Genomic DNA, 26,182 nt, shown 5'->3' with positions numbered 1-26,182 from the left:
TCGATGCCTGCTCCCAAGCGCCCGCAGCGTGGCCGCCGCAAGCCGAAGAAGAACATTCCGGTCGGCCAGGCCCACATCAAGACCTCGTTCAACAACACGATCGTCTCCCTCACGGACCGCGAGGGCAACGTGATCGCGTGGGAGTCCGCCGGCGGTGCCGGCTTCAAGGGCTCCCGCAAGTCGACCCCGTTCGCCGCGCAGGTCACGGCCGACGCCGCTGCCCGCAAGGGCATCGAGCAGGGCCTTCAGAAGGTCGAGGTGTTCGTGAAGGGTCCCGGCTCCGGCCGTGAGACCGCGATCCGCTCGCTCCAGGCCGCCGGCCTCGAGGTGACGGGCGTCAAGGACGTGACCCCGCAGGCCCACAACGGTTGCCGCCCCCGCAAGCGGCGCCGCGTCTAGGAAGTCTCAGAAGCAATGGCTCGTGACACCAGCCCCCAGTGCAAGCAGTGCCGCCGCGAAGGGCAGAAGCTCTTCCTGAAGGGCGAGCGCTGCCTCACCGACAAGTGCGGCGTCGAGCGTCGCGCGTACCCGCCCGGCGACCACGGCCGTGGCCGCCAGAAGCAGTCCGAGTACCGCGTCCAGCTGCGTGAGAAGCAGAAGGCCAAGCGCTACTACGGCGTGCTCGAGAAGCAGTTCTCGCGCTACTACGAGAAGGCGTCGCGCCAGCCCGGCATCACGGGCGAGAACCTGCTGACGCTGCTCGAGTCGCGTCTGGACAACGTCGTCGTCCGGCTCGGCTTCGCCGCGTCGCGCCGTCAGGCGCGCCAGATGATCCGCCACGGTCACTGGACGATCAACGGCCGCCGCGTCGACATCCCCAGCTACCAGGTCCGCGAGGGCGACGTCCTGGCCGTCAAGGTCGGGACCGGCGCCGAGGCCATCATCCGCGACGCGACCGAGCTCACGGCTCAGGTCCCGGCGTGGCTGCAGGCCGATCACGACGGCCTGACGGCGAAGGTGCTGCGCAAGCCCGATCGTCGTGAGATCACGACGCCGGTGCAGGAGCAGCTCATCGTCGAGCTGTACTCCAAGTAGGACCAGACCGACCACGCGCGCCCTCCAACAGCTCACAGCGCGGGAGGGCCGCGCGAGAGGCCCGGCGACCTCCCCACTCCGCGCCGGGCACCACGAACAAGAACCAGGACCTCCCAGTGCTCGACTTCCAGATCCCTCGCATCACCAGCGAATCCGTCGAGGAGCATCGCGGCTCGTTCGTCATCGAGCCCCTCGATCGTGGCTTCGGCTACACCTTCGGCAACTCGCTCCGTCGCGTGCTGCTGTCGTCGCTGGCGGGCGCCGCGGTGACCAGCGTGCGCATCGAGGGCGTCGCCCATGAGTTCTCGACGATCAAGGGCGTCACGGAGGACGTCACCGACATCGTCCTGAACCTCAAGGGCATCGTCTGCCGCATGCACAGCGATGCGACCGAGATCGAGGCCCCGCTGGTCGTCACCGGCCCGGGCGAGATCACGGCCAAGGACATCGACCTGCCCGCGGGCGTCGAGATCCTCAACCCGGACGTCCACATCGCCACGCTCGAGAAGAAGACCAAGCTCGAGATGTACATGACGATCGGCCGCGGCCGCGGCTACCGCCCGGCCGAGGAGAACAAGTCGCCCGACCAGCCGATCGGCGTCATCCCGATCGACTCGATCTTCTCGCCGGTCCGCCGCGTCGCCTACGCCGTCGAGCAGGCGCGTGTCGGCCAGCGCACGGACTACGACAAGCTGACGCTCGACATCGAGACCGACGGCTCGATCGACCCGCAGGCCGCGCTGCGCGAGGCCGCCGAGATCCTGATCTCGCAGCTGGCGATCTTCACCGACGCCGACCGCATCGAGGAGCTGCGGGCCGGTCCGGGCGGCGCGCTGGACGCCGGCCAGGTCCCGGGCGTCAACGGCGCGGGGGCGACCTCGCAGGGCCCGATGCACGACATCCTCATCGAGGAGCTCGAGCTGGGCGTCCGCTCCTACAACTGCCTCAAGCGGGCCGGGATCCAGACCGTCGGCGACCTCATCAGCAAGTCCGAGGGCGAGCTGGCCGCGATCCCGAACTTCGGCAAGAAGTCCATCGACGAGGTCATCGAGACGCTGCACGCGCGTGGGCTCGCGCTGCGCGACGACTAAAGAGAGAATCGGTAGAGCCATGCGTCACCAGAAGACCCGTCACAAGCTCTCGCGCGACAGCGCGCACCGGAAGGCCCTGCTGGCCAACCTGTGCAAGGAGATCATCCAGCACGAGCGGATCAAGACGACCGAGGCCAAGGCCAAGGCCGTCAAGCCCGAGGTCGAGCAGCTGATCACGCTCGCCAAGAAGGGCGACCTCCACGCGCGCCGTCAGGCGCTCTCGATCCTGGGCCAGGACAAGTTCACCGTCCACACCCTGTTCGAGGAGGTCGCGCCGCGCTACACGGACCGCCCCGGCGGCTACACGCGCATCCTCAAGCTCGGCCCGCGTCGCTCCGACGCGACCGAGATGGTGTTCATCGAGCTGGTCTAGCTCGCACGCGACACCGCTTCGCCTTCCGACGGGCGCCCTCCGGGGCGCCCGTCGTCGTTGACGGCCGCCGCCTCCCGTCCCGCCCCCGAGCATATGGGGCAGGGAAGTCCCTCTTGACGTTTGGCAGGGGGACGTCGTAGTTTCCGGACCTATCGTCGTAAGGGTCGTCGTAAGGGGAGTGGGTCCATGATGGTCGAGATGGTGGAGGGGGGTCCCTCCGCGGGCGCCTCGCTCGAGGCCTCCGCCGCGATGCGGGCGCGGTTCGAGCTGCTGGTCGTGCGCGAGCGCACGTGGAAGGACGGGATCGCCGCGGCGACGACCGACCTCGTGGAGCGGGCGCTCGCCCAGCCCGCGCTGGCGCGGGCGGTCGTCAACGACTCCTCGGAGCGGGGCGCCGAGCTGAGCGTGCGCCGGCGCGACCGCGGCCAGTGGGTCGACATGCTCATCGCCGCCTGGAAGCACCACCACTCCAGCCCGCCGCCGGAGTGCCAGCTCGAGTTCTTCTTCGGCGCGCTGCGGCGCGTCATCGCCTGGAGCCTGGAGTACGAGGACACGCCCGCGCGCGACGAGCTGCGCATGCGGCTGCGCACGCTGCAGGGCTTCGTGGCGACCGAGACCCACCTGCCGCCGTCCTGAGCGCTCGGCGCTCGCGCCGCTCGGCGTCGGGGGCGGCGGCCGAGCGCGTCCTCCCGGAGCCTGGAGCCCGCGCGGGCCCGGACGGTAGGCTCTCGCCATGAGCGATCTCTACGGCAGCTACGCCGGCACCCGGGCACCGGCCCGGACGAGCACCGCGACCATCTTCGGTCAGACGATGTTCCTGGTGGGGGTGGCGATCGCGTTCCTGGCGGTCGGCTCGCTCGTCGGCCGCGACCTGGCGCTGGGCACCGCGCGCGTCCTGAGCTTCGTCGCGCTGGGCATGGTGCTGGCGCAGTCGTTCGTGCAGCCGCTGCGCACGGGTGCTCTGGGCATCACGTGGCTGTTCGGCTTCGCGCTGATCCTCGGCCTCAGCCTGGGGCCGGTGCTCGACTTCTACGTGCAGGCCGACCCGGTCGCGGTCACCCAGGCCGCCGGCGGCACCGCGATCATCACGCTGGGCATGGGCGCCTACGGCCTGGCGACGTCGAAGGACCTCGCGCGCTGGATCCGCCCGCTGAGCTTCGCGATGCTCGGCCTCCTGGCCATCGGCCTGCTGCTGCTCCTGTTCGGCTCGGGCGGCAGCCCGCTGTTCAGCCTCGCGGTGCTGGCGATCTCGGCCGCGTTTTTGGTCGTGGACTTCAACTACCTGCGCCGCCACGCGACCGAGGACGACGTCATCTGGCTGGCGACCGGGATCTTCGTCTCGATCGTGAACATCTTCCTCTCGCTGCTGAACCTCTTCGGCGGGCGCAACTGACCGCACGGCTCACCGTCGAGTACGACGGCACGGACTTCGCGGGCTGGGCGCGTCAGCCCGGCCTGCGGACCGTCCAGGGCGAGTTGGAGGACGCGCTGGCCACGCTGCGCGGCGGCGCCCGCGTCGACCTGACCGTCGCCGGCCGCACCGATCGCGGCGTCCACGCGCTCGCGCAGGTCGCCTCGCACGACGGCGACCCCGCGCCGCTGGAGGGCCTCAACGCGCTGCTGCCCGCCGATGTCGCGGTGCTCGCGTCCGAGCCCGCGCCCGACGGCTTCGACGCGCGCCGCGACGCGGTCTCGCGGACCTACTGCTACAGGATCCTCACCCGGCGGCCGCGCAGCGCGTTCGACGGGCGCCGCGCGCTGCACTGGCCGCACGCGATCGACCGCGACGCGCTGCACGCCTGCGCGGCGGCGCTGGTCGGCACGCACGACTTCACCGCGTTCACGCCGACGATCACCGACCACGTGCGCTTCGAGCGCGACGTGCTCGAAGCGCGATGGGTGGAGGCGCCCGACGACGAGCGCCTGGAGTTCTGGATCACCGCCGACGCGTTCATGCGGCACATGAACCGCGTGCTGATCGGGACGATGCTCCAGGTGGCGGGCGGCCGGCGGTCGCTCGACGGCTTTCGGGCGCTCCTCGAAGGGCGCCCGCGTGCGGAGGCGGGGCCGACCGCGCCTCCGCACGGGCTCTACTTCGCAAGCGTGGGCTACGGAAGAACCAGCGCCACGGGCTAGAGCGCGGCGCCGCGACCGCGGTACCCGTTCAGGAACATGATCAGCGCCAGGATGGCGATCACGAACAGGATCGGGTGGATGATGACGCCCCCGGCGATCGCGATCACCAGCAGGACGATGCCCAGGATGAGCCACAGCATGGAGAAGAAACCACTCCTTGTCGGACGGACGGATAAAGGGACTCCTCAACCCCTACGACTGATGGGGTTCCCGGACCGCGGCCACCGCCAAACAAGGCATCCCTAGACTCGATCGGCGATGCGTGTCCTCCTCACCAACGACGACGGGATCGACGCCGACGGCCTGCAGCGGCTGCGGCGCGAGCTGCTGAGCCTCGACGGGATCGACCTCGGGGTCGTCGCGCCGGACGGCAACCGCTCGGCGGTCGGCCGCGGGATCACGATCCGCCGCGCGCTGGCCGTCGAGGAGCGCACGTTCGACGACGGCACCCGCGGCTTCGCCACCGACGGGACGCCGGTCGACTGCGTGCGCCTGGCTTGGCACGGCCTGCTCGGCGCCGACTGGCAGCCCGACGTCGTCGTCTCGGGCATCAACCACGGCGGCAACCTCGGCGACGACGTGACCTACTCGGGCACGGTCGCCGCCGCGATGGAGGGCCTGCTGTTCGGCCTGCCGGCGATCGCGGTCTCGCAGCAGTCGGCCAGTGGCGAGGTCGACTTCCTCGGCGGCGAGCGGTTCGACTTCGAGCACGCGGCCAAGTTCGTCACGCGCGTCGTCGAGGAGCTGGAGGCCGTGCCGCTGCCGCCCTCGACGTTGTTGAACATCAACGTCCCGTCGGGCGTCCCGCACGGCGTCGAGGTCGCGCGGCTGGGCAAGCGCGTCTACCGCGACGAGCTGACCCCGGTCGGCGAGATCGAGGGGCCGCGGCGCACCTACCACCTGTACACCGCCGAGCCGACGTTCGAGCACGAACCCGGCACCGACCTCACCGCGGTCGCGGCAGGGAAGATCGCGGTGACGCCGATGCACCTCGACCTCACCTACCACGACGGCATCGGCCCGCTCTCGCTGGCCGACCTGGACCGGCTCCTGGCGCCGGCCGCCCAGGAGGTCGAGTAGGACGACCGCGATCGGGATCGTCACGCTGGCCCCGCTGGACGACGCGCTGCGCCCGGGCGTCGAGGCGATCCAGGTCGCGCCCGACCAGGTGCGCTTCGGCGGGATCCCCGCGCAGTCGATGGCCGGCGGCGACCGCGACACCGCGCGCGAGTCGGTGGCGATCCTGCGCGACGGGGCCGTCGTCGGCTTCTTCCAGCTCGACACCCGCAGCGTCCCGGGCGCGCCGGCGGCGACCGACATCATCGGGTTGCGCGCGCTGGCGATCGACCTCCGCGCCCAGGGCCAGGGCGTCGGCACCGCCGCGATGGCGCAGCTGCCCGCCTACGTCCGCGCGCGGTTCCCGAGGCGCCGGTTCGTGGCGCTGACCGTCAACACCGACAACCCGCCCGCGATCGCGCTGTATCGCCGGGCGGGCTTCGTCGAGGCGGGCATCGGGCTGTACCTCGGCGGGCGCAGCGGCCCGCAGCAGGTGCTGATGCTGGACGTCCTAGCCGTCGAGCCGGGCGATGGCTGAGACCATCCGGTCCTCGACCGCCTTGGCGCAGTAGTTGCAGACCTTGTTCTCGACGAACGAGAACGCGACGGCGCGCCCGCCGGTCGTCGTGCAGTAGCCGCTCAGCGCGCTGACGCCGATGAGCGTCCCGGTCTTGGCGGCGCAGCGGCCCGCGGCGGCGGTGCCGCGCATGCGCGACCGCAGCGTGCCGGTCCGGCCCGCGATCGGCAGCGAGGCGCGCCAGGTCGCCGCGGAGTCCTGGCCGTCCATGCGCTGCAGGAGCCGGACGAGCTGCTGGGCGGTGGTGCGGTTGGAGTGCGAGAGGCCGGAGCCGTCGATCATCTTCGGGTGGACGCCGAGCGTCGCCATCTGCGCGCGGATGACCGACAGGCCGGCGGTCGTGGAGCCGCTCGCGCCGTAGGTCGCGCCGAGCGCCTTGGTCAGCATCTCGGCGTAGTAGTTCTCCGACGGGACGTTCGTGCGCTGGATCAGCGCGCCGACCGTGGGCGAGGCCAGCGTGGCCAGCGCCTGGTCGTCGCCGCCGCCCGCGGGGAGCCTGCCCGCGCGCGGCTTGCGCTTGTAGGTGACCTTGCGCGCCTTCAGCAGCGCGGCGAGCTTGGTGGCGGCGCGGGTCGCGGAGCTCGCGCGGCCGTGGTCGAAGGCCAGGCCGCCGAGGAAGCCGCCGAGGTCGGAGTCGTACCGGTAGCGGGAGTCCGGGCCGCCGCGCAGCGCGTCGAAGAACGACTCGTCGCCGATCACGCCGCCGTCGATCTTGGTCACGCCGGCGCCGGCGAGCGTGTCGGCCAGCGTGCCGAGGCCGGCGTCGTCGAGCGTCGGGTCGCCGCCGCCGACGAGGTAGAGGTCGCCGTCCAGGACGCCGTTGGCGACGGTCGCGCCCGGCGTCGGCTGCACGCGGGTCGTCAGCGTGCCGGAGGCGCCGAAGCGCAGCAGCGCGGTCGCGGTCACGAACAGCTTCTCGTTGGACGCGGGCGCGAGCGCGAGCGTCGGCCGGCTCGAGTAGAGCACGGCGCCGTCGGAGAGGTCGACGACATAGGCCCCGGCGGCAGAGCCGAGCCGGTGGTGCAGCGTGTTGAGGGTCGAGCGCAGGCCGGCGGGGCTGACCGCCTGGGCGGCGGCCGGCCAGGCGAGGACGACGGCGAGCGCGAGCAGGAGGGCGCGGCGCGAGGACATCGATGGGCGAGGGTAGCTGGCCGTCCGGGTGGCTCGTTGCTCCGGACGCCTGGGTACCATTTGTCTCAAGATGGGCAAGGTCGTCAAGCTCCAACCCACGGCGGCGCCAAAGGGTGCGCCCCGGCGGCGCAGGCCGCGGCGGTCCAAGACCGCGCTGGTGCTGGGAGGCGGCGGCTTCACCGGCGGCGTGTACGAGATCGGCGCGCTGCGGGCCCTCGACCTCCTGTCGGTCAACCGCACCGTCAACCAGTTCGACGTCTACGTCGGGACCTCCGCCGGGTCGTTCGTCGCCGCGCTGACGGCCAACGGCGTGACGCCCGAGGAGATGATGCGGGTCGTCAACCAGCAGGTGCCGACGCCGTTTCGCGACATCGACCTCGGGCAGCTGCTGCGGCCGAACCTGAAGGAGTACGTCCGCAAGGGCGTCGCGCTGCCGTGGAAGGCGGTCAGCGTCCTGCGCGAGCTGGCGCCGCAGATCGGGCAGGTGTCGGTGATGGACTTCGCGCTGGGGCTGGCCGAGGGGCTGCCGTCCGGCGTGTATTCGGGGTCCGGCCTCGAGTCCTACATGCGGACCGTGTTGAGCGATCCCGACCGCACCGACGACTTCCGCCTGCTGGAGCCCGAGCTGTACCTGGCGGCGACCGACCTCGACACGTGCGAGCGGATCGTGTTCGGCGCCAACGACTGGGACGACGTGCCGATCTCGACCGCGGTGCGCGCGTCGACGGCGCTGCCGATGGTCTACAAGCCGGTCCGCGTCCGCGACCGCGAGCTGATCGACGGCGGGATCGTCTCCACGACGAACCTCGACATCGCCGTCGAGGCGGGCGCGAAGTTCATCGTGGTCGTCAACCCGCTGGTGCCCTACGTCAACGAGTTCAACGAGCGCGTGAGCGGGCTGTTCGGCTCGCGCCCGCGGCACGTGAGCGACATGGGCCTGCCGCAGATCGGCTACCAGGCGTTCAAGCTGATGGCCTACCAGCGCCTTCACGAGATGGCCAAGCAGTGGGAGGAGCGCTACCCGGGCGTCGACATCGTGCTCATCGAGCCCGACCCCAACGACGAGCTGATGTTCCAGACGTCGATCATGAACTTCACCAAGCGCGTGGACATCGCCCGCCACGGCTTCCAGTCGGTGACGCTGAAGCTCGCGTCCGACTACGAGGGGCTGCGCGAGGTCTGCGAGCGCCACGGCATCCAGATCTCGGCGACGCGCGTGCGCAAGGTCGTCAAGCACTTCGCGGCCGAGCAGGAGAAGACCGGCGCGTGGCGCAAGATCCTGGAGCAGACGACCGGGACCTTGCTGCGGCAGTCGGGAGACGGCGGGGCGTAGGTCGTCTCGACGACCGGGACCTTGCTGCGGCAGAGCGGGGACGGCGGGGCGTAGGTCGTCTCGACGGCGTAGCGCAACTTCGCTGTTCGCCCCGTTTTCTTTGCGGCGAGATGCCGCGAACCTTCGCTTTGCTCACCGCGCTCGCGCTGCTCGTCGTCGCCTCGGTGACGGCCTCCGTGGCGCGCGCCGCCGATCCGCCGCAGGCGAGCACCGGCTCGGCCAAGGACGTCGGCCGGACCGACGCGACGCTGGTCGCGACCGTCACGCCGCGCGGGTCGGCGACGTCGGTGCGCTTCGACCTCGGGACGTCGGCGGCCTACGGGCTGCAGTCGTCGTCCAAGGACGCCGGCGGCGGGAGCGATCCGGTCACCGTCGAGATCCCGGTCCAAGGCCTGACGCCGAACACGACCTACCACTTCCGCGTGGTGGCCACGAGCGACGGCGGGACGGTCAACGGGGCCGACGCGACGTTCAGGACCGCGGCGACGGTGACGGCGCCCGCGGCCTCGACGGGCGCCGTCAGCGACGTCGGGACCACGGCGGCGACGCTGAGCGCGGCGGTCAACCCGCACGGCGCGGCGACGACGTACCGGTGGGAGTGGGGGACCTCGTCGCGCCTGGGCACGGTGACGCCGACGGGGTCGTTGGCCGCGTCGACGAAGTCGACGACGGTGCGCACGCCGATCGGCGGGCTCACGGCGGGCAAGAAGTACTACTACCGCGTCGTGGCCACCAACTCGGTGGGCACGTCCCGCGGCTCGACGCGCACGTTCACGGCGGCGACGACCGCGACGTCGGCGACGCTCACGGCCTCCGTCGACCCCGTGGTCTACGGACGCGGCGTGACGCTGAGCGGCAAGCTCAGCGGGTCGAAGCTCTCGGGCGTGACGGTCAAGCTGCAGACGACGCCCTTCCCGTTCTCGACGCCCTTCGCCGACACCGGCAACGCGCTGAAGTCCAACAGCAAGGGCGAGTACTCGTTCTCGCTGCCGGCCGTGACGACCACGACCCGCGCGCTGGTCGTCGTCGACGGGCTGCCGCCGTTCTTCTCGACGCCCGTCGCGATCCGCAGCGCGGCACGGACCGGGATCACCTCGCTGACGCGCCGCGCGGACGGGCGCGTGATCGTACGCGGGCGCATGATCCCGGCGACGCCGAAGAGCGTCGTCGCGTTGCAGCGGGCGTCGTCGAGCGGCGCGAAGTGGCTGCCGCTGAAGCGCGGGCACGTGGGGGCGGACGGGCGGTACTCCGTGACGCTCCGTGCGCGCCGGACGGCGATCTCGATCCGGGCGGTGGGGCTGCCGCACGACGGTGGCGCGCACGTCTCGGGCGTGTCGCGGACGGTCAAGGTGGGGGCGCGGAAGCGCTGAGGCTTCGCTGTTGTGGCGTCCGGTGCGGGGGCGTTGGTGGCGGTGCGGGGTGTTGGTGGGTTTGGCATTGAGAGCGGCGAGCAGGGGTTGGTGGTGCCGGCGTTCGTTCGTCTGCCGTTGTTGTGTGGGGCGGGTGCCTGCGCCGCTTCGTGCCCGGTGTAGGGACTCGCATCCAGACATCAGACCGGGCTGGGGTGGTCTCCGTGGGCCCAGGGCTGCCGTGGGCGTTGGTTGGCGGCACGCGGGGCGCCGTTCGGGCCCGAAGCGCCACAACGCGGGCTTAGCCCGCGGCATCCGCGGGTTGCCTGCGAGCCGCCCTGCGGCGCCTCGGGGTCGCCGCACGCGCCCGGCGGCCATCGAGCCTCGTCGTGGGCCGACCGATGGCGCCTTGGTGTCGCCCAGGAACACCAAGACGCCATCGGTCACCCAGGGGCGCCGGCCTCGGCGGATCGATGGCACTTCGGGGTCGCCGGGCGCCCCCGAGCTGCCATCGATCTCCGGGGAGCGCCGGCCTCGCCTTCGATCCCACCGACGGCGCCTTGATGTCGCCCAGGAGCACGAAGACGCCGTTGGTCGCCCAGGGGCGCCGGCCTCGGCGGATCGATGGCACTTTGGGGTCGCCGGAAGCCCTCGGGCTGCCATCGATGCGGGGTGGAGGGTGCGCCACCCTGGCCCGGGTTCAGGTCTGGATGCGAGTCCCTGCGCCAGGCCCCGCAGCGGCGCAGGCACCCGCCCAAGCCAAGACGGCAGACGAACAAACGCCGGCACCGCCAACCCCTGCTCGCCGCTCTCGATGCAAAACCCACCAGCGCCCCGCACCACCACCAACAACCCGAGCTGGACGCCACAAGCGCCTAGAGCGGCAGCTTCCCCCGCCCGCGCCGGCCACCTTCGGCGGACTTGTTCATCATCTTCTGGCTCGTCCGGAATGGCTTGGGCAGCCACTCCCCGAGCTTGCCTGGGGCTTTGGATGCGCCCCGCGATCCGAGTCCGGCGGTGCGGGTGGCGGCGTTCTGCGGGTGGCGGGAGAGGCGTGGGGCGAGGAACGCCAGCACCGCCAGCAGGATGCAGATCGCGATGACTCCTCCGATGACCATGGCTTCCGGTGTTACCCGGAAGCGACGTCCAACGCTCGCAGCAGTCGGTCGACGTGCTCCGGGAGGTGGGGCACGGTGACGCGGACGCGGTCGGGGGCCCCGACGGCGGTGCCGGTCTGGACGATCACGCCGGAGCGGTGCAGGCTCGCCGACAGCTCGGCGGCGCCGTCGCGGCCGGGCGCGAGCACCCACACCACGTTGGCCTGCGAGGGCGCGACCTCGAAGCCGCGCTCGCGCAAGGCCACCAACAACCCGGCGCGGTGCTCGGCGATCCGCTCGGCCCGGTGGCGCGGCGTGTCGCCGCGGGAGCGCAGCGCCTCCAGCGCGCCGGCCTGCGCCAGCTCGTTGACGCCGAGCTCGGGCGCGAGCTGCTCCAGCAGCGGCTCGGCGCCGGGCCCGCCGAGCGCGTAGCCGCAGCGCAGGCCCGCCAGGCCCCAGGCCTTGGAGAACGTCCGGAAGATCAGCAGGCGGGGGAAGCGATCCAGGAGCGCGAGCGTCGCGTCGACCTCCTCGGCGTCCACGAAGTCGCGCAGCGCCTCGTCCAGCATCACGACGACGCGCTCGGGCAGCGCCTCCAGCAGCCGCGCCAGCTCGGCGACGCCCAGCAGCTCGCCCGTCGGGTCGTTGGGGTTGCAGAGCGCGACCAGGCGCGTGCGGTCGGTCACCGCCGACAGCACGGCGTCGACCGAGAACCCGTTCACCGGCACCGCGGCGGCCCGCGCGTGGCGCGCGATCACCGGATAGAGCGGATACGACGGCCACGGCGTGACCAGCTCGTCGCCGGGCTCCAGCAGCGCGCTCGTCGCCTCGGACATCAGCGCCGCCGCGCCGTCGCCGACGACGACGCGCGTCTCCTCGACGCCGTGGCGGTGCGCCAGCTCGGAGCGCAGCTCCCCGCTGGCGCGGTCCAGGTAGCGATGCAGGCCGCGCCGCGCGGCGAAGGTGATGGCGTTGACGATCGCGGGGTGCGGGTACTCGGGCCACGTCGTGCGCGAGAGGTCCAGCGGGTCCGGGCGCGATAGCTCCTTGGCGCGGCGCTCGGCCGCCGCCTCGCGGAGGTCCGCGTTGACCTCTTCCTCGGTGAGCCCCTCGAACTGCCGGTAGAAGCCGAAGAGGCCGCGCCGCCTCTGCTGCTCGGCCATCCGCTAGCCGCCCTGGCCGGACATCACCGACGAGCCCGGGCCGTTGATGACGATGAACCAGAAGCTGAAGATCAGCGCGCAGACGATCGCGGTCGTCGCGAAGACCCGGCCCAGGACGCCCGAACGCTGGTCGATCCCCGCCGCGCGGCGCACGAGGATCCACGCGCGGTCGATGCGCTTGAGCAGCATCAGCCCGCCGAAGAGCACGGTGAGCATCACGGCGAACGCGACGAGGATCGCGAAGCCGACGCTCCCGGTCCAGTACTGCACGCGCGCCGCGACCCAGAGCGAGCCCGCCGGGATCGGGCCCCAGTACAGCAGCGTGACGAGGACCTCCAGCCCCAGCAGCCCGTGGGCGATCCAGCGGTCCACGCGCTGGCGCTGCGCCGTGCCGCGCTCCGGCAGGGCGCGGTACTTCGTCGGCGCCGTCCCGGGGCGGCGGCCGACGAACAGACCGCCGTTGTCGGTCGGATCCGTCCTCACACGACTAAGGGTACGGCTTCGTGTGCGGATCGGTGCCAAGATCTCGCGGCGTGAGCCTGAACGTCCACGCCGAGATCCATGGGCTGGCCGGCCGCGCGGGGGAGCTGCGCGACCTGCTGGTCGAGCACGCCACGCGCCTGCGCGCCGCCGACGGGTGCCTCGGGGCCTCCGCCTCCGAGGTCCTCGGCGAGATCGCCGAGTTCCTGCTGGTCGTCCGCTGGCGCGACGAGGAGGCCCTGCGCGCCCACTACCGGACGCCCGACTTCACGTACTACGTCACGTCGATCGGCGAGCTGCTGGCGCGCCCGTCTGACGTGACGCTGGCCGAGGTCGGGCGAGAGGTCCGCACCCAGGCGGACCTCTCCGAGGACCCGACGCGGCAGGGCTAGGCCGCGCCGCCGTACAGCTCGTCGAACAACGGGCCGTACTTGTCGTTGACGACGTTGCGCTTAACCTTCAGCGTCGGCGTCAGCTCGCCCGTCTCCTGCGACAGGTCGTGGTCGAGGATCGCGAACTTCTTGACCTGCTCGACCTGCGCGTACTTGCTGTTGGCCTCGTCGAGGATCCCCTGGATCAGCGCGCGGACCTGGGGGTCCTGCGCCAGCGCGGCGATCGAGCGGTCCTCGATGGGAGGGTTGGCCTGGTTCTCGGCCCAGGGGACGATCTCCTCCTCGTCGAGCGTGATCAGCATCACCGGGAACGGCCGGCGGTCGCCGTGCATGACCGCCTGGGAGACCCAGCGCGACTGCTTCATGTCGTTCTCGAGGTTGGCCGGCGTGAGGTTCTTGCCGCCCGCCGTGATGATGATGTCCTTCTTGCGGCCGGTGATCGAGACGAAGCCGTCGGCGTCGACCGAGCCGAGGTCGCCGGTGTGCAGCCAGCCCTCGTCGACCGCGCCGAACGACGCGTCGTCGTTGCGGTGGTACCCCTGGAAGATGTTGGCCCCGCGGACCAGCAGCTCGCCGTCGTCGGCGATCTTGACCTCCACGCCCGGCAGCGGCTTGCCGACCGTGCCGAACTTGTGGTCGTCGGGCCGCGACGACGTCGCGACCGTCGAGGTCTCGGTCATCCCGTAGCCCTCCATCACCGGGATGCCGCAGCCCCAGAAGAACTCCAGGATCTCGGGCGCGATCGGCGCCGCGCCGGTGACCGCCTCGCGGATCCGGCCGCCGAACAGGCCCTTGACGAACTCGGCCTTCGGCGCGACCGGCGCGAAGCGCTCGGTCAGCTCGGCCGGGACCGGCTGCCCGCGGACCAGGTTGTCCTGGATCTCGCCGCCGACCCGGCGGATCAGCTCCAGCTCCTCGGCCGTCAGCTGCTGCTGGGCCAAGGTGTAGATCTTCTCGAAGATGCGCGGCACCGACGGCAGGTAGGTCGGCTTGACCTCCATCAGCTCGCCGACGATCGCCTTCGTGTCGCCGCCGTAGTAGGCGATGCCGGTGCCGCGGTCGGCCGAGCCGAGCAGGATCAGCAGCGCGAACGCGTGGGCCAGCGGCAGGAACAGGTAGACGAGGTCGTCGCCGGTGTCGAACAGGCCGCGCTCGGCGACCATGTCGAGCACCGAGCGGTAGTTGCCGTGGGTGAGCACGCAGCCCTTCGGCGGGCCCGTGGTCCCCGACGTGTAGATGAAGGTGTAGGGGTCGTCCGGGCCGATCGCCGCGGTGCGCCGCGCCAGCACACCGGCGTCGCCCGCCTCGGCCGCGCCGGCGCGGACGTCATCGAGCGAGACCGCGTCGGCGACCTCGCCGGAGGGGTCGATCACGACGATCCGGCGCAGCGCGGGCAGGCGCTCGCGCACGGCGACGACCTTCGCCACCTGCGAGGCGTCCTCGCAGACGATCATCGCCGACTCGCTGTTGCCCGCCACCCACTCGCACTCCTCGGGCGAGTTGGTGGGGTAGATCGGCACGACGACCCCGCCGGCGGCGGAGATCGCGAACGACGCGTAGGACCACTCCGGGCGCGTGTTGGCGAGGATCGCGACGCGCTCGCCGGGCTGCAGGCCCAGCGCGATCAGCCCGAGGCCGATCTCCTCCACGATCGCGCCGACCCGCGCGAAGGTGACGTCCTGCCATGCCCCGTCGACCTTGTGCTTGACCGCGACGTGCTCGCCGAACTGCTCAGCGGCTTTCGCGCACAGATCAGCGATCGTGCGCGACCCCGTCCCCTGGGCGGGCGTGGTGCCGGCTTCCATGAGTGCTCCTCCTCAGTTGACACCCTGTCGGAGGAGGAGTCTAAGGTCCGCGCGCCTGGCGCGCGAGGGTCATCCGCGCACCGCCCTAAGCGGTGGCTTCCGCCTCCCTTGCCGCCGGACTCGCGTGGGTCTGCAGCGAGGCCAGGAAGAGCGTCTTGTCGATGCGCCCCTGGAAGATCGGGACGCCCATCTCCATGCACTTGGCGATGACGTCGCGCCGCTCGAGACCGGACTCGCGTGCCATCTCGGTCGGCGTGAGGTGGATAGCCATCGGCATGCCTCCTATGTGGGGGAGTTGGTGACGGATGCAACGTAGCGCGCCGCGCGGACGTCGACAAGCCATGGCCGCAAACGCATAGATTCTGGTTCGTCAAGCGACGCGAGCGGTCCGTGCCAAAGTCCTCGTCATGACGTCCGCGGAGGGAACCGGCCTCGATCTCCTGGTCGCCGTCGACCGCGCCGACGGACGATCGCTGCGCGCCCAGCTCGAGGACCAGCTGCGCGACGCGATCCGCCGCGGCGCGCTGCACGCCGGCACCGCGCTGCCGTCGACGCGCGCGCTGGCCACCGAGCTGCGCGTCTCGCGCGGCGTGGTCGTCGAGGCCTATGCGCAGCTGGCCGCCGAGGGCTTCCTGGTCGCGCGCCCGGGCGCGGCGACGCGCGTCGCCGAGGTCGTCCGCCAGGAGCGCGAGGCGCCCGCGGTGGTCGAGCGGGTGCCGCCGCCGGTGCGCTTTGACTTCCGCGTCGAGTCCGCCGACCTGTCGGCGTTCCCGCGGCGGGCGTGGTCGGCCGCGATGCGCGACGTGATCCGGGACGTCCCGGACGTCGCGCTGGGCTACGGCGACCGCTGCGGAGCGCCCGCGCTGCGGACCGTCCTGGCCTCCTACCTCGGTCGCGCCCGCGGCGTGGCGGCCGGGCCCGAGCACGTCGTCGTGACCACCGGGATCACCCAGGCGATCGCGGTGCTCGGCCGCGCGCTGCGACGCTCGGGTGTGACCGCGGTCGCGGTGGAGGACCCGGGCTTCCCGATCCACCGCATGGTCCTCGCGCGCGAGGGGCTGACGCTCGTGCCGATCCCGGTCGACGGCGACGGCCTGGTCGTCGAGGCGCTGGACCACCACCCGGAGGTCGGCGCGGTGCTGGTGACGCCGTCGCACCAGATGCCGCTCGGGATGGCGCTGTCGCCGGAGCGGCGGGCGGGGCTCGTCGCCTGGGCGAGCGCGCGCGACGCGTGGATCCTGGAGGACGACTACGACGGCGAGTACCGCTTCGACCGCGACCCGGTCGGCGCGCTGCAGGGGCTCGCGCCCGCGCGCGTCGTCTACCTCGGGTCGGCGTCCAAGACGCTGGCGCCCGCGCTGCGGCTGGGCTGGGTGGTCGTCCCGCCGGGCCTGTACGAGGGGGTCGGCGACGCCAAGGCCCTCGCCGACTCGGGCTCGCCGCAGCTCGACCAGCTCGCGCTCGCGCGGTTCGTCGAGCGCGGCGAGCTGGACCGCCACCTGCGCCGGATGCGCGGGCGCTACCGGGCGCGGCGCGACACGTTGTTGCAGGCCTTGGCCGAGCACCTGCCGCGGCTCGTGGTCGAGGGGATCCCGGCCGGGCTGTACGTGTCGGCGCGCCTGCCGACCGACGTGCCGCTCGGGCCGCTGCTGGCCCGTGCATGGCAGGGCGACGTCGGCGTCGTCGGCTACGAGCACGGCGGCGTCGCGCGCCTCGTGCTCGGCTACGCGTGCCTGCCCGAGCCGTCCGTGGTCCCGGCCGTGCGCGCGCTGGCCGAGCTGCTCTAGATCGGGTTCTCGACGTCGACGAAGCGGTGGTCGACGCCGAACTCGGCGGCCAGCAGCTCGCCGAGGCGGCGGACGCCGAACGTCTCGGTCGCGTGGTGGCCCGCGGCCAGGAAGTGGATGCCGGCGTCGGTGGCGATGCTGAAGCCGCGCTCGGCGGGCTCGCCGGTCAGGAACGCGTCGAGGCCGAGGTCGATCGCGTCGCCGATCGCGTCGGTCGCCGCGCCGGAGACGATCCCCAGCGTCCGGATCCGCTCCGGCCCGGCGGGCACGACGAGCGGCTCGCGGCCGCCGACGGCGGCGGTCACGCGCGCGGTCAGCTCGTCGACCGTCAGCCCGTCGGGCTCCGGGAACGTCACCGCGAAGCCGTACTCGGCGAACGGCCGCGGATCGCCGCCGCCCAACGCCTGGGCGAGCAGCGCGTTGTTGCCGTGCTCGGGGTGGGCGTCCAGCGGCAGGTGGTAGGCGGCCAGCGCGACGTCGTGCTTGATCAGCGGCGCCAGCCGGCGGTGCAGCAGCGGCGTGATCCGCTGCGGGTCGCCGCGCCAGTAGAGGCCGTGGTGGACGACGACCAGCTGCGCGCCCAGCTCGACGGCCCGATCGATCAATGGGCCATTCGCCGAGACGCCCGTGACCACTGTCTGAACCTCGGTGGGTCCGGGTACCTGGAGGCCGTTGGGGCCATAGTCGCGGAAGTCGTCGATCGCGAGCAACCGGTCCAGGTGGTCGACGAGTTGTGTGAGCTCTGGCATGTCGGGTATGGGAAACGCTACAGTTCCCGCCCACCGTGACCTGGGGAGGTCGCGGACAGGCGGGAGACAGGGACTGGGATCTTGGCAACGCTCGCTTCACCGGGCGTCTCCGCGACCGCGCGGAGTCGGCCCGACGTCACCGACCACGATCTTGTCGAGGCCGTCCGGGCCGGGGACGACCACGCCTTCGAGCGGCTCTACCACCGCTATCACCGGCGGATCAGCGCCTACATCTTCGGCATGGTCCACGACCACGGTCGCGCCGAGGACGTCACGCAGGAGGTCTTCGTCTCCGCGCTGCGCCGGATGCGCCAGACCGACCGGCCGATCGTCTTCAAGCCGTGGATCTACGAGATCGCCAAGAACGCGTGCATCGACCAGTTCCGGCGCACCTCGCGCGCCGAGGAGGTGTCGATCGACGCGCAGGACGGGTCCGGGTTGTCGGGCGCCGACCACGGCAAGCTCCACGCGACCGGGCTGACGCCCGACGCGGCGGTCGAGAGCAAGCAGCAGCTGGCCGACCTGCAGGGCGCGTTCGGCGGCCTGAGCGACGCCCACCACCAGATCCTCGTCATGCGCGAGCTGGAGGGCCTGTCCTACCGCGAGATCGGCGAGCGCCTGGGCATGAGCCGGCCGGCGGTCGAGTCGACGCTGTTCCGCGCGCGCCGGCGCCTCACCGAGGAGTATCAGGAGCTGCGCACCGGTGAGCGGTGCGTGCGCATCCAGGGCATCATCGAGAGCGCCGACGCGGGGCGCCTGGGCATCCGCGACCAGCGGCGCGTCTCGTCGCACATCACGCACTGCCAGCCGTGTCGCAAGCACGCGGTCATGGCCGGGCTGGACGCCGGCGTCCTGGCGCGGCGCCCCGTCCGGGCGCGCATCGCGGCGTTCCTGCCGCTGCCCGCGTTCCTGAAGCGCTGGATCGACCCGGCCACCGGCGGCGCCGACGCGGCCGGCGGCCATCTCGCGCTGGCCCAGGCCTCGACGGTCGTCGGCCAGCACGGCGACGCGATGGCGGGCTGGATGAAGGCGGGCGCGGTCGCCGCGGCGGTCGCGCTGGCGGGCGTCGGGACCGGGGCGGTGGAGCACGTCGCGGGCGGCGGCGGCGCCAAGCGGCCCGGCGACGCGGCCGCCGCGCAGGCGACGCCCGCCGCCAAGACCCGGGCCGCGGGCGATCCGTCCGGCGGCGCGGCGACGGGAGGCGCCGTGACGGGCGCGGCCGCGACCGGCGGCTCCACGGGCCACCGTCCCGGCGGCGGCGCGAGCGGCACGCGCGCGTCCCAGGCGCGCGGCACCGCGTCGCACACCAGCTCGGCCGGCCTGGGCACGACCAGCGGCCCGGCCGGGGCGGCCGACGGCTCCGGGCATCCGCGCAAGGACTTCAGCGGCGACCGCTCGACGGGCGCCGGCGCCGGTTCGGGCGCGGGCGACACGTCGGGCGGCGGCGCCGACGCCCGCGAGACCGCCGCGTCCTCGGCCAAGGGCGGCGCGTCGTCGTCGGGCAAGACGGGCTCCGGCACGAGCACGACGACGGTCACCCAGCCGGTCCAGAGCGCGACCACGACCGCGACGGCGCCGGTCACCGGCAGCACGCAGCCGCTGGTGGACCCGAACCTCGGCGCGCTGACCGGCGGCGGCACGACGCAGGCGCCGCCGCAGTCGGTGGGCGGCGCGGTGTCGGGCGCGACCGACGCGGTCGGCGACACCGTCGGCGGCCAGGTCGGCGACACCGTCAAGGGCACCGGCCAGGCGGTCGGCAACACCGTCGACCAGGCCGTCTCGGCGGTCGGCTCGCTGTTGGGCGGGAAGAAGACGCAGTGAGCGAGGCGGAGGCCGATCTCCTCGGGTCGCTGACGGAGACCGGCCTCTACTCGATCGGCGCGTTCTTCGCCGATCGCCACCCGGACCTCTGCGACGACGTCATCGCCGAGGCCCAGGCCATCGAGGACCTCGGCCTCGCCGCGTGGGCGCGCGGGGAGGACACGACGCTCGATCACGCCTTCCAGACGCTGGTCACCGGGCTGGCCGTCCGCTACTACAAGGCCGTGGCGGGCACGTCCGGGTAGACTGGACCAGTACCTCGGGGCGTGGCGCAGCCTGGTAGCGCGCACCGTTCGGGTCGGTGAGGTCCCCGGTTCGAATCCGGGCGCCCCGATGAACGCAGGATCACAGAAGGGCCGCGGACCCGACGCGGCCCTTCGTCGTTCTCAGGCCTCGGTCGCGACCGAGGCCGTCGCCGCGCTCGCCGGCAGCGCGCAGACCCTGCCCTCCGAGAAGCCGCCGGCCTCGATGCCGAGGCCGACGTTGAGGCGGGCGCGGAGGTTCTCCCAGCCGATCAGGTACGTCAGCTCCATGAGGCCGCGGTCGCCGAAGCGCTCGCGCAGCGCGGCGGCGACGGCGTCGTCGGCGACGGCGGGCGTGCGGGTGAGGCCGTCGGCGTAGGCGACGACCAGCAGCTCGTCGGCGGAGAAGAGCCCCGACGGCTCCGGATCGTGGAGCGCGAGGAGCTGCTCGTCGCTGAGCCCGGCGCGGCGCGCGTGCTCCGAGCCGATGTCGATGCAGAACGCGCAGTCGACGACGGTCGCGGCCTTCAGCGCGGCGAGGTGCAGGAGCGGCTCCGGGACCGCGCGCGGGCGCTCGACGGCGCGGTTGAACAGCCCGTACCAGCGCAGCAGCGCCGGGTGGCGGGCGAAGATCGCGGTGGACTCGGCCATCGGGTCGCCGTAGAGGCGACGCGCGAACCAGACCGTGAGGCGGGCCTGGAGGCCGGTGGCGGGGGCGACGCGGGCGGACATGCCCCAAGCCAAGCGCGTCGTGGCGCGGGCGACCAGGACCAGTGGGGCGCGATGCGGCCGGACCGGTGGTCCGGGCGCGCCGCGCGCGCCAGCGGCCTATGCGGCGGCCGGCACCGCCTCCTCGGGCTGGGCCTGGCGCGGCAGGAGGCGCACGACCGGCAAGCAGAGCGCGGTCGCGCCGAGCACGACGACCAGCGCGGTGGTCATCGCGGTCGTGAGGTTCGCGTTGGCCAGGTAGACGCTGGTGACGACCGCCGAGCCGATGCCGGAGGCCAGCTGCTGGACCGCCGAGAACGACCCGGAGGCGCCGCCGGCCTCCTCCGGGGCGAGGTCGCCGAGCGCGATGTCGGCGATCGTGCCGAAGCACAGGCCCATGCCCAGGCCGGTGACGAACGTCGGGCCCGCGAGCGTCCACAGCGTGGTGTCCAGGCCCTGGGTGGCGACGATCGCCAGCAGCCCGCCGGCGCCCGCCAGCGTCACGAGCATCCCGACCGCGATCAGCGTTCGTCCGAGCTTCGTGGCCAGCCCCGCGCCCATCGAGAGCGCGAAGGACACGATGATCCCGAGCGTCAGTGGCAGCAGGCCGAGCGCGGCGTCGCCCGGGTCGGCGCCCAGCGCCTGCTGCATGAACAGCGAGATGATGTAGACCAGGCCCGAGGTCACGGCGAAGAACACCAGGCCGGTCAGCAGGCCGGAGGTGAACCCGCGGTCGGCCAGCAGCGAGGGCTTCAGCAGCGGCGCGGCGGCGGTCGTCTGGCGGCGCGCGAACAGCGCGCCGAACGCGACGCCGCCGACCAGCGAGGCGATCGCGGTGGCGGTCCAGCCGTCGGTCGAGCCCTCGATCAGCCCGAAGATCAGGCCGAACATCGTGGCGGCCAGCAGGCCCGCGCCGACGCCGTCGACCTTGGCCTCCGGGTCGGGCTCGTCGTGGGGCAGCACGCGGGTGGCGGCGATCAGGCCGACGACGCCGAGGACCACGTTGACGAGGAAGATCGGGCGCCACGAGAGGCCGGCGAGGTCGTGGTCGATGATGAAGCCGGCCAGCAGCGGGCCGCCGACCGACGAGAGCCCGAGCAGCGGGCCGAACAGGCCGAACGCGGTCTGGAGCTGCTCGCGGTCGAAGGCCTTGGTCATGATCGCCATGCCCTGCGGGATCAGCAGCGCGCCGAACGCGCCCTGGATCGCGCGGGCGACGATCACCAGCGCGGGGGACGAGGCGACGCCGCAGAGGGCGCTGGCGACGGTGAAGCCCGCCATGCCGACGAGGAAGAGGCGGCGCTGGCCGTAGCGGTCGCCGAGCCGCCCGCCGAGGACGAGCAGGACGCCCATCGAGAGCGCGTAGGAGGACGTCAGCCACTTGATCAGCGCGTCGCCGCCGCCGATGTCGCCGACGATCGTGGGCGCCGCGATGTTCGTGACGGTCGCGTCGATCATGTCGAGCGCGTCGGCGAGCAGGACGAGGGCGAGGATCGGGAGGAAGAGGGTGCGCTTTGCGCTAGTCATGCCAAAAGCGTAGCGACTACATGTTTGGTGTCAATACGACTTCGTTCTATGCTGGACGCGTGACCGACGTCGACGCGACCAACCCCACCGCTCCCGCCCTCGGCCGCCGCGAGCGCAAGAAGCTCCAGACCCGCCAGGCGCTCGCCGAGGCCGCGCTGAAGCTGATCCTCGAACGCGGCTACGACGCGGTGACCGTCGCCGAGATCGCCGAGGAGGCCGACACCGCGGTCACGACGTTGTTCAAGCACTTCCCCGAGGGCAAGGAGTCGCTGATCTTCCACGGCGGCGTCGAGCTGGAGCTGGGGATGGGGTTGAGCGAGGACCGCAGCGCCGCGCTGGCCGCCGCGATCCGCGAGCGCGGCGAGGGCGTCCGCGTGCTCGACGCGATCGAGGCGTTCATCGGCGCACGCGGGGCGTTCGCCGGGCAGCAGCGGTCCGAGCGCTTCCGCAAGCAGCTGCGGCTGGTCGCCGAGACGCCCGCGCTGCGGGCCTACGCGCTGCGGCTGTGGATGGACTGCCAGGACGCGGTGATCGCGGAGATGGCGGCCGCGACCGGGCGCGACGTCGGCGATCCCGCGCTGCGGGCGCTCGCGCGCTTCGCGCTGGAGACCCCGAACCTCTTCGGCACCGAGCGCGGCGCGCGCGCCGCGCTGCACGACGTCTTCGACCGGCTGCGGGCGGGCTGGCCCGAGCTGTAGGTCTCGCGCGGCGGCGCGGGCGGCTCAGCCCGCGCGGAACCACGGGTCGGCGGCGATCGCCGCGCGCAGGGCGCGCGCCCCGTCGCCGAGGACCGGCTCGCCGTGGGTGACCAGCACGTGGGCGGGCTCCAGCGCCGCCAGCGGCGCGAGCGTCGGCGCGAAGCGCTCGCGGTAGAACGCGCGCCGCTTGGGCTCGTCCTGGTCCTGGGCCCACATCCGCAGCTCGCCCGCGGGCGTGACGACCAGCGCGTCGCCGAAGGCCAGCGCGCGATGCGAGGGCAGCCACAGCGGCGTCTCGCCGCGGCGGGGCTTGCCGATCGCGTGGGCGACGACGCCGGCCGGGCCCGGCGCGCCGCCGGGCTCCAGCGGCGCGAAGCGCGCGCGCTCCAGGCGTCGGGCGACCTGTGGCGGCCCGAACACGGTGGCGCCGTAGCGGGCGGCGAGCGCCTCGGCCGAGCGCGCGTGGTAGCCGATCGTGATCAAGATGGAGGTGTCGGTGGCGGCGCCGTGCAGCGTGTCCAGCGCCTCGAGCGTCGACGTGTCGTCCTCGGCGACGAGCGGGTCGATCAGCAGCAGCTCGTCGCCCGCCAGCGCGGCGTAGGACCCGACCTCGGCGCCGAAGTCGCCGGCGTGGGCGCCCGGGTGCCACTCGGGGTGGCGAGCCGCCCAGCGGTACAGGCCTCGCGCCAGCTCGTTCACGACGCGATCGCCACCGCGCCGCCGGTCACGCGCACGCCGCTGTCCGGATCCGGGTCGAGGTCGACGAGCAGCAGGCTCGGGCGGCCGAGGTCGTCGCCCTGGTGGATCGTCACCCGCGCCGGCGGCGCGACGAGGCCCAGCGCGCGCAGGTAGGCGCCGAAGGCCGCGGCCGCCGCGCCGGTGGCCGGGTCCTCGACCACGCCGCCGACCGGGAACGGGTTGCGCGCGTGGAAGGTCGTGGCGTCCTGGCGGTGGACGAGCGCGACGGTCACCAGGCCGCGCGCCGACAGGTAGCCCGCGAGCGCGTCGAAGTCATAGGCGAGGTCGGCCAGCCGCGCGCGCGTGCGTGCCGCGAGGATCAGGTGGCGCGCCCCGGCGAACGCGATGCGCGGAGGCAGCGCGGGATCGAGGTCGTCCGCGCTCCAGCGCAGCGCGGCCAGCGCCTCGTCGATCGCGCCGGCGTCCTCGACGCGCGGAGCCACGCTGGTCAGCGTCGCGGTGATCGCGCCGCCGTCGTCCTCGTGCTGGGTGCGGACCGCGACGTCGCCGGCGGCGGTCCTCAGCACGCGCTCGCCCGGGCCGTCGCGGCGGGCCAGCGCGACCGCGGTGGCGATCGTCGCGTGGCCGCAGAACGGGACCTCCATCGCGGGGCTGAAGTAGCGCACGGCGTCGCCGTCGACGAACGCGGTCTCCGAGTAGCCGACCTCCGCGGCGATCGCCTGCATGTCGGTCGCGTCGAGGCCCGCGGCGTCGAGCACCACGCCCGCGGGGTTGCCACCGCGCGGGTCGTCGGTGAACGCGGCGAGGCGGAGGATCTCGATGTCGGCGGCCGACGGCACCGGGCGCGAGCCTAGACGGTCGGGCTCCCCGCCCGCACGCGCGAGCGCGCGGCGCGGACGGCTCGGACGCCGCCGAGCCGTCCGCGTGCTGGCGCGCGGCCTCAGGGGCCGACGTCGATCGCCGGGCGCAGGCCCGTGACGCCAGTCGTGCCGTCGTAGTTGGACACGCCCACGGCGCGGCAGAACGAGCTCGACACGCATCCGACGCCGATCAGCTGGGCGTCGGTGACGCTCATCGGACGCGCGTCCGACTGCAGCGACCACGCCGTGCCGTTCCAACCCGCCGCCAGCTTCTCGACGTTGAGGTTGGTGCTGTTGGTGTAGCTGCCGACCGCCTCGCAGCCCGTCGTCGAGTAGCAGGAGATGCCGGTCAGCGAGGCGTCCTGGCCACCGGACGGATCGGCGACCGCGCGCGTCGACCACGCCGTGCCGTTCCAAGTCTCGGCCAGCGCGTGCTCGGCGCTGAGGCTGTCGAGGTAGTAGCCGACCGCGTGGCAGACCGTCGCCGACGGGCAGGCGACGCCGGTCAGCTCCGTGTACGTCGAGCCCGCCGGGACCGCCGCGGTCTGCGTGGCCCAGGTCGTGCCGTTGTAGCGGAAGATCAGCGGAGTCCGCGGGCTGGCGGAGTCGTAGCCGCCGACGGCCGTGCAGGCGGTCGTCGCCGAGCACGCGATGGCGTTGAGCTGGGAGTTCGTCGTGCCGGTCGGCGGCGTCACCGTCGTCTGCGAGAACGACGTGCCGCTGTAGGTCTCGACCAGCGGAGTCGTCCCCGAGGCCTTCTGGAAGCGGCCGGCGGCGAAGCAGCTGGTGGTGGACGGGCAGGCGATGCCCGCCAGCTCGGTGAACGTGGCGCCGGTGGGCGTGGCCGACGTGACCGTCGTCCACGACGTGCCGTTGAAGGACTCGGCGTGCGGGGCGGGAGTCGAGGTGGCGTAGTCGGTGCCGACGCCCATGCAGAACGTGGTCGACGTGCAGGTGACGTTGTAGAGCTCCGCCGTAGTCGCGGCGGGCACGACCGAGCTGTAGGTGGTCCCGTTGTACTTGTAGGACAAGCCGCGGGGAGTGCCGCCGGACTGATAGCCGGTCAGCACGCAGAACGTCGTGCTCGCGCACGACGCGCCGGCGAGCTGGCTGCTAGTGGTCGGCAGCGTCCAGGAGGCCGACGACCACGTCGCCTGAGCTCCCGGGACGATCGCCGCGCAGGCCGCGAGGGCGGTGGCGACGGCAAGTGAAAACCTTCGAACATTGGACATAATCGGGCGACCCTCCTGCCGGGGTTCGCACGCGTCAACCACCCGAATTGCGGCAGGGCGTGACAGTTGGCCCGCCGGCCTTGCACTACCTTGGCCTGTGCCCATGAGCACCGCCATCGCAACCCGTGCCGAACGGCATCTCCGGTCTCTCGCCGGGCCCGACGCGACGTTCCGCGAGCACCAGCTGGACGCGATCGCCGACCTCGTCGAGGACCGCTCGCGCGTGCTCTGCGTGCAGCGGACGGGGTGGGGGAAGTCCGCGGTGTACTTCGTCGCGACGGCCCTGCTGCGGGAGAACGGCCCCCACCCGCCCGCCGGCCCGACGCTGATCGTCTCGCCGCTGCTGGCGTTGATGCGCAACCAGGTCGAGGCGGCCGAGCGCCTCGGGCTGCGGGCGCACACGGTCAACTCGACCAACCGCGACGCGTGGAACGAGGTGGCCGAGCTGCTGCGCGCCGACGCGGTCGACCTGCTGCTGATCTCCCCGGAGCGGCTCAACAACCCGCAGTTCCGCGAGGAGATGCTGCCCGCCTTCGCGCAGCGCGTCGGGTTGCTGGTCGTCGACGAGGCGCACTGCATCTCGGACTGGGGCCACGACTTCCGGCCCGACTACCGCCGCGTCAAGGACATGCTGGCCGCGCTGGCGCCCGAGACCGCCGTGCTCGGCACCACCGCGACCGCCAACGACCGGGTCGTCGCCGATGTCGTGGCACAGCTGGCTTTCGGGAAGAGCGAGCCGCTTCGGACCTACCGCGGCCCGTTGGCACGCTCGAGTCTCCGCCTCGAGGTCCTCGAGCTGCCGCGCCCGGCGGAGCGCCTGGCGTGGCTCGCGGAGAACGTC

30 protein-coding genes and 1 tRNA gene are annotated in these 26,182 nt (G+C 72.8%); 18 read left to right on the top strand and 13 right to left on the bottom strand.

Going from position 1 to position 26,182, the window contains the following annotated elements:
* The first annotated feature begins 3 nt into the window (after positions 1-3).
* The 7 genes from rpsK (at position 4) to truA (ending at position 4,635) form a co-directional block, all read left to right on the top strand.
* Positions 4-399, top strand: a complete 396-nt coding sequence (gene rpsK / locus VFG42_RS24940) for a 30S ribosomal protein S11 (RefSeq protein WP_027005645.1) — start codon at positions 4-6, stop codon at positions 397-399.
* 15 nt (positions 400-414) lie between these two features.
* Entirely contained in the window at positions 415-1,035 is a 621-nt protein-coding gene (gene rpsD, locus VFG42_RS24935) for a 30S ribosomal protein S4 (protein ID WP_324911555.1), read from the top strand.
* A gap of 116 nt (positions 1,036-1,151) precedes the next feature.
* Complete coding sequence (locus VFG42_RS24930) at positions 1,152-2,126, top strand: DNA-directed RNA polymerase subunit alpha (RefSeq protein WP_324911554.1); 975 nt, start codon at positions 1,152-1,154, stop codon at positions 2,124-2,126.
* A 19-nt stretch (positions 2,127-2,145) separates the two neighbouring features.
* Positions 2,146-2,499 carry a 50S ribosomal protein L17 gene (gene rplQ / locus VFG42_RS24925; protein ID WP_324911553.1) on the top strand — a complete coding sequence of 118 codons (354 nt, stop codon included), beginning with the start codon at positions 2,146-2,148 and terminating at the stop codon, positions 2,497-2,499.
* Positions 2,500-2,685: 186 nt separating this feature from the next.
* Positions 2,686-3,135: a hypothetical protein gene (locus VFG42_RS24920; protein WP_324911552.1), complete on the top strand. Its 450-nt coding sequence runs from the start codon at positions 2,686-2,688 to the stop codon at positions 3,133-3,135.
* 97 nt (positions 3,136-3,232) lie between these two features.
* A complete protein-coding gene (locus tag VFG42_RS24915; protein WP_324911551.1) occupies positions 3,233-3,892 on the top strand; it encodes a Bax inhibitor-1/YccA family protein in 660 nt (219 codons plus the stop codon).
* Positions 3,889-4,635, top strand: a complete 747-nt coding sequence (gene truA / locus VFG42_RS24910) for a tRNA pseudouridine(38-40) synthase TruA (protein ID WP_324911795.1) — start codon at positions 3,889-3,891, stop codon at positions 4,633-4,635. The genes VFG42_RS24915 and truA overlap by 4 nt, the downstream gene beginning before the upstream one ends.
* Here the strand turns inward: truA and VFG42_RS24905 are convergent.
* The gene (locus VFG42_RS24905; protein WP_324911550.1) at positions 4,632-4,775 is read right to left on the bottom strand and encodes a hypothetical protein; all 144 of its coding nucleotides are present in this window, start codon (positions 4,773-4,775) and stop codon (positions 4,632-4,634) included. The genes truA and VFG42_RS24905 overlap by 4 nt on opposite strands.
* Positions 4,776-4,893: 118 nt before the next feature.
* Between VFG42_RS24905 and surE the strand changes: the two genes are divergently transcribed.
* Entirely contained in the window at positions 4,894-5,715 is an 822-nt protein-coding gene (surE, locus tag VFG42_RS24900) for a 5'/3'-nucleotidase SurE (RefSeq protein WP_324911549.1), read from the top strand.
* Between the two features lie 88 nt (positions 5,716-5,803).
* Positions 5,804-6,229, top strand: coding sequence for an N-acetyltransferase (locus VFG42_RS24895; RefSeq protein WP_324911548.1), 426 nt, complete (start codon positions 5,804-5,806; stop codon positions 6,227-6,229).
* On the opposite strand, the gene dacB is transcribed toward VFG42_RS24895, so the two are convergent.
* Complete coding sequence (dacB, locus tag VFG42_RS24890) at positions 6,203-7,399, bottom strand: D-alanyl-D-alanine carboxypeptidase/D-alanyl-D-alanine endopeptidase (RefSeq protein ID WP_324911547.1); 1,197 nt, start codon at positions 7,397-7,399, stop codon at positions 6,203-6,205. The two genes, VFG42_RS24895 and dacB, sit on opposite strands and share 27 nt — an antisense overlap.
* A 70-nt stretch (positions 7,400-7,469) precedes the next feature.
* Between dacB and VFG42_RS24885 the strand changes: the two genes are divergently transcribed.
* Both VFG42_RS24885 and VFG42_RS24880 read left to right on the top strand, forming a co-directional pair.
* On the top strand, positions 7,470-8,732 hold the full coding sequence (locus VFG42_RS24885) for a patatin-like phospholipase family protein (protein WP_324911546.1): 1,263 nt from the start codon (positions 7,470-7,472) through the stop codon (positions 8,730-8,732).
* Positions 8,733-8,842: 110 nt separating this feature from the next.
* Positions 8,843-10,102 carry a hypothetical protein gene (locus VFG42_RS24880; protein WP_324911545.1) on the top strand — a complete coding sequence of 420 codons (1,260 nt, stop codon included), beginning with the start codon at positions 8,843-8,845 and terminating at the stop codon, positions 10,100-10,102.
* A gap of 854 nt (positions 10,103-10,956) precedes the next feature.
* On the opposite strand, the gene VFG42_RS24875 is transcribed toward VFG42_RS24880, so the two are convergent.
* The 3 genes from VFG42_RS24875 to VFG42_RS24865 are packed head-to-tail and all read right to left on the bottom strand — an operon-like array spanning position 10,957 to position 12,824.
* Positions 10,957-11,199: a DUF6411 family protein gene (locus VFG42_RS24875; RefSeq protein ID WP_324911544.1), complete on the bottom strand. Its 243-nt coding sequence runs from the start codon at positions 11,197-11,199 to the stop codon at positions 10,957-10,959.
* 11 nt (positions 11,200-11,210) lie between these two features.
* Positions 11,211-12,341 (bottom strand): pyridoxal phosphate-dependent aminotransferase, encoded by a 1,131-nt coding sequence (locus VFG42_RS24870; RefSeq protein WP_324911543.1) that lies wholly within the window; start codon positions 12,339-12,341, stop codon positions 11,211-11,213.
* Between the two features lie 3 nt (positions 12,342-12,344).
* On the bottom strand, positions 12,345-12,824 hold the full coding sequence (locus tag VFG42_RS24865) for a hypothetical protein (RefSeq protein ID WP_324911542.1): 480 nt from the start codon (positions 12,822-12,824) through the stop codon (positions 12,345-12,347).
* Positions 12,825-12,874: 50 nt separating this feature from the next.
* Here VFG42_RS24865 and VFG42_RS24860 point away from each other — a divergent pair, with 50 nt between their 5' ends.
* Positions 12,875-13,213, top strand: a complete 339-nt coding sequence (locus VFG42_RS24860; RefSeq protein ID WP_324911541.1) for a putative quinol monooxygenase — start codon at positions 12,875-12,877, stop codon at positions 13,211-13,213.
* Here VFG42_RS24860 and VFG42_RS24855 read toward each other — a convergent pair.
* Both VFG42_RS24855 and VFG42_RS24850 read right to left on the bottom strand, forming a co-directional pair.
* On the bottom strand, positions 13,210-15,018 hold the full coding sequence (locus VFG42_RS24855; RefSeq protein ID WP_324911540.1) for an AMP-dependent synthetase/ligase: 1,809 nt from the start codon (positions 15,016-15,018) through the stop codon (positions 13,210-13,212). The two genes, VFG42_RS24860 and VFG42_RS24855, sit on opposite strands and share 4 nt — an antisense overlap.
* Positions 15,019-15,103: 85 nt before the next feature.
* A complete protein-coding gene (locus tag VFG42_RS24850; protein WP_324911539.1) occupies positions 15,104-15,289 on the bottom strand; it encodes a hypothetical protein in 186 nt (61 codons plus the stop codon).
* 136 nt (positions 15,290-15,425) lie between these two features.
* On the opposite strand from VFG42_RS24850, the gene VFG42_RS24845 reads away from it, so the two are divergent.
* Positions 15,426-16,805, top strand: coding sequence for a PLP-dependent aminotransferase family protein (locus VFG42_RS24845; RefSeq protein ID WP_324911538.1), 1,380 nt, complete (start codon positions 15,426-15,428; stop codon positions 16,803-16,805).
* On the opposite strand, the gene VFG42_RS24840 is transcribed toward VFG42_RS24845, so the two are convergent.
* Positions 16,802-17,554, bottom strand: a complete 753-nt coding sequence (locus VFG42_RS24840; RefSeq protein ID WP_324911537.1) for a Nif3-like dinuclear metal center hexameric protein — start codon at positions 17,552-17,554, stop codon at positions 16,802-16,804. The genes VFG42_RS24845 and VFG42_RS24840 overlap by 4 nt on opposite strands.
* Before the next feature lie 81 nt (positions 17,555-17,635).
* Here VFG42_RS24840 and VFG42_RS24835 point away from each other — a divergent pair, with 81 nt between their 5' ends.
* The 3 genes from VFG42_RS24835 (at position 17,636) to VFG42_RS24825 (ending at position 19,709) form a co-directional block, all read left to right on the top strand.
* Complete coding sequence (locus VFG42_RS24835; protein ID WP_324911536.1) at positions 17,636-19,375, top strand: sigma-70 family RNA polymerase sigma factor; 1,740 nt, start codon at positions 17,636-17,638, stop codon at positions 19,373-19,375.
* A complete protein-coding gene (locus VFG42_RS24830) occupies positions 19,372-19,620 on the top strand; it encodes a hypothetical protein (protein WP_324911535.1) in 249 nt (82 codons plus the stop codon). The genes VFG42_RS24835 and VFG42_RS24830 overlap by 4 nt, the downstream gene beginning before the upstream one ends.
* A 15-nt stretch (positions 19,621-19,635) precedes the next feature.
* Positions 19,636-19,709: transfer RNA gene (locus tag VFG42_RS24825), tRNA-Pro, on the top strand.
* A 52-nt stretch (positions 19,710-19,761) separates the two neighbouring features.
* Here VFG42_RS24825 and VFG42_RS24820 read toward each other — a convergent pair.
* Positions 19,762-20,349 (bottom strand): carboxymuconolactone decarboxylase family protein, encoded by a 588-nt coding sequence (locus VFG42_RS24820; RefSeq protein WP_324911534.1) that lies wholly within the window; start codon positions 20,347-20,349, stop codon positions 19,762-19,764.
* Positions 20,350-20,445: 96 nt separating this feature from the next.
* Positions 20,446-21,852 carry an MFS transporter gene (locus VFG42_RS24815; RefSeq protein ID WP_324911533.1) on the bottom strand — a complete coding sequence of 469 codons (1,407 nt, stop codon included), beginning with the start codon at positions 21,850-21,852 and terminating at the stop codon, positions 20,446-20,448.
* A 59-nt stretch (positions 21,853-21,911) separates the two neighbouring features.
* Here VFG42_RS24815 and VFG42_RS24810 point away from each other — a divergent pair, with 59 nt between their 5' ends.
* Positions 21,912-22,550 carry a TetR/AcrR family transcriptional regulator gene (locus VFG42_RS24810; RefSeq protein ID WP_324911532.1) on the top strand — a complete coding sequence of 213 codons (639 nt, stop codon included), beginning with the start codon at positions 21,912-21,914 and terminating at the stop codon, positions 22,548-22,550.
* 24 nt (positions 22,551-22,574) lie between these two features.
* Here VFG42_RS24810 and VFG42_RS24805 read toward each other — a convergent pair whose 3' ends face one another.
* The 3 genes from VFG42_RS24805 to VFG42_RS24795 all read right to left on the bottom strand — a co-directional run bounded on the left by VFG42_RS24805 (position 22,575) and on the right by VFG42_RS24795 (position 25,341).
* On the bottom strand, positions 22,575-23,249 hold the full coding sequence (locus VFG42_RS24805; protein ID WP_324911531.1) for an MBL fold metallo-hydrolase: 675 nt from the start codon (positions 23,247-23,249) through the stop codon (positions 22,575-22,577).
* The gene (locus tag VFG42_RS24800) at positions 23,246-24,088 is read right to left on the bottom strand and encodes a PhzF family phenazine biosynthesis protein (RefSeq protein WP_324911530.1); all 843 of its coding nucleotides are present in this window, start codon (positions 24,086-24,088) and stop codon (positions 23,246-23,248) included. The genes VFG42_RS24805 and VFG42_RS24800 overlap by 4 nt, the downstream gene beginning before the upstream one ends.
* Positions 24,089-24,189: 101 nt before the next feature.
* Positions 24,190-25,341: a hypothetical protein gene (locus VFG42_RS24795; RefSeq protein ID WP_324911529.1), complete on the bottom strand. Its 1,152-nt coding sequence runs from the start codon at positions 25,339-25,341 to the stop codon at positions 24,190-24,192.
* A gap of 103 nt (positions 25,342-25,444) precedes the next feature.
* Between VFG42_RS24795 and VFG42_RS24790 the strand changes: the two genes are divergently transcribed.
* On the top strand, positions 25,445-26,182 hold a 738-nt coding region (locus VFG42_RS24790; protein ID WP_324911528.1), incomplete at its 3' end, for a DEAD/DEAH box helicase.

It is taken from the genome of Baekduia sp. (assembly GCF_035685985.1).
Taxonomy (GTDB): Bacteria; Actinomycetota; Thermoleophilia; order Solirubrobacterales; family Solirubrobacteraceae; genus Baekduia.
Note: the sequence above shows the minus strand (reverse complement) of the source record. Positions and strands in the feature narration are given on the sequence as shown.

Excerpts from the sequence above, each read along its gene's own strand:
- rpsK (WP_027005645.1), top strand. The coding sequence starts at position 4 with ATGCCTGCTCCCAAGCGCCCGCAGCGTGGCCGCCGCAAGCCGAAGAAG.
- rpsD (WP_324911555.1), top strand. The coding sequence starts at position 415 with ATGGCTCGTGACACCAGCCCCCAGTGCAAGCAGTGCCGCCGCGAAGGG.
- rplQ (WP_324911553.1), top strand. The coding sequence starts at position 2,146 with ATGCGTCACCAGAAGACCCGTCACAAGCTCTCGCGCGACAGCGCGCAC.
- VFG42_RS24920 (WP_324911552.1), top strand. The coding sequence starts at position 2,686 with ATGATGGTCGAGATGGTGGAGGGGGGTCCCTCCGCGGGCGCCTCGCTC.
- VFG42_RS24915 (WP_324911551.1), top strand. The coding sequence starts at position 3,233 with ATGAGCGATCTCTACGGCAGCTACGCCGGCACCCGGGCACCGGCCCGG.
- VFG42_RS24905 (WP_324911550.1), bottom strand. The coding sequence starts at position 4,775 with ATGCTGTGGCTCATCCTGGGCATCGTCCTGCTGGTGATCGCGATCGCC.
- surE (WP_324911549.1), top strand. The coding sequence starts at position 4,894 with ATGCGTGTCCTCCTCACCAACGACGACGGGATCGACGCCGACGGCCTG.
- dacB (WP_324911547.1), bottom strand. The coding sequence starts at position 7,399 with ATGTCCTCGCGCCGCGCCCTCCTGCTCGCGCTCGCCGTCGTCCTCGCC.
- VFG42_RS24885 (WP_324911546.1), top strand. The coding sequence starts at position 7,470 with ATGGGCAAGGTCGTCAAGCTCCAACCCACGGCGGCGCCAAAGGGTGCG.
- VFG42_RS24880 (WP_324911545.1), top strand. The coding sequence starts at position 8,843 with ATGCCGCGAACCTTCGCTTTGCTCACCGCGCTCGCGCTGCTCGTCGTC.
- VFG42_RS24875 (WP_324911544.1), bottom strand. The coding sequence starts at position 11,199 with ATGGTCATCGGAGGAGTCATCGCGATCTGCATCCTGCTGGCGGTGCTG.
- VFG42_RS24870 (WP_324911543.1), bottom strand. The coding sequence starts at position 12,341 with ATGGCCGAGCAGCAGAGGCGGCGCGGCCTCTTCGGCTTCTACCGGCAG.
- VFG42_RS24855 (WP_324911540.1), bottom strand. The coding sequence starts at position 15,018 with ATGGAAGCCGGCACCACGCCCGCCCAGGGGACGGGGTCGCGCACGATC.
- VFG42_RS24850 (WP_324911539.1), bottom strand. The coding sequence starts at position 15,289 with ATGGCTATCCACCTCACGCCGACCGAGATGGCACGCGAGTCCGGTCTC.
- VFG42_RS24845 (WP_324911538.1), top strand. The coding sequence starts at position 15,426 with ATGACGTCCGCGGAGGGAACCGGCCTCGATCTCCTGGTCGCCGTCGAC.
- VFG42_RS24840 (WP_324911537.1), bottom strand. The coding sequence starts at position 17,554 with ATGCCAGAGCTCACACAACTCGTCGACCACCTGGACCGGTTGCTCGCG.
- VFG42_RS24820 (WP_324911534.1), bottom strand. The coding sequence starts at position 20,349 with ATGTCCGCCCGCGTCGCCCCCGCCACCGGCCTCCAGGCCCGCCTCACG.
- VFG42_RS24815 (WP_324911533.1), bottom strand. The coding sequence starts at position 21,852 with ATGACTAGCGCAAAGCGCACCCTCTTCCTCCCGATCCTCGCCCTCGTC.
- VFG42_RS24795 (WP_324911529.1), bottom strand. The coding sequence starts at position 25,341 with ATGTCCAATGTTCGAAGGTTTTCACTTGCCGTCGCCACCGCCCTCGCG.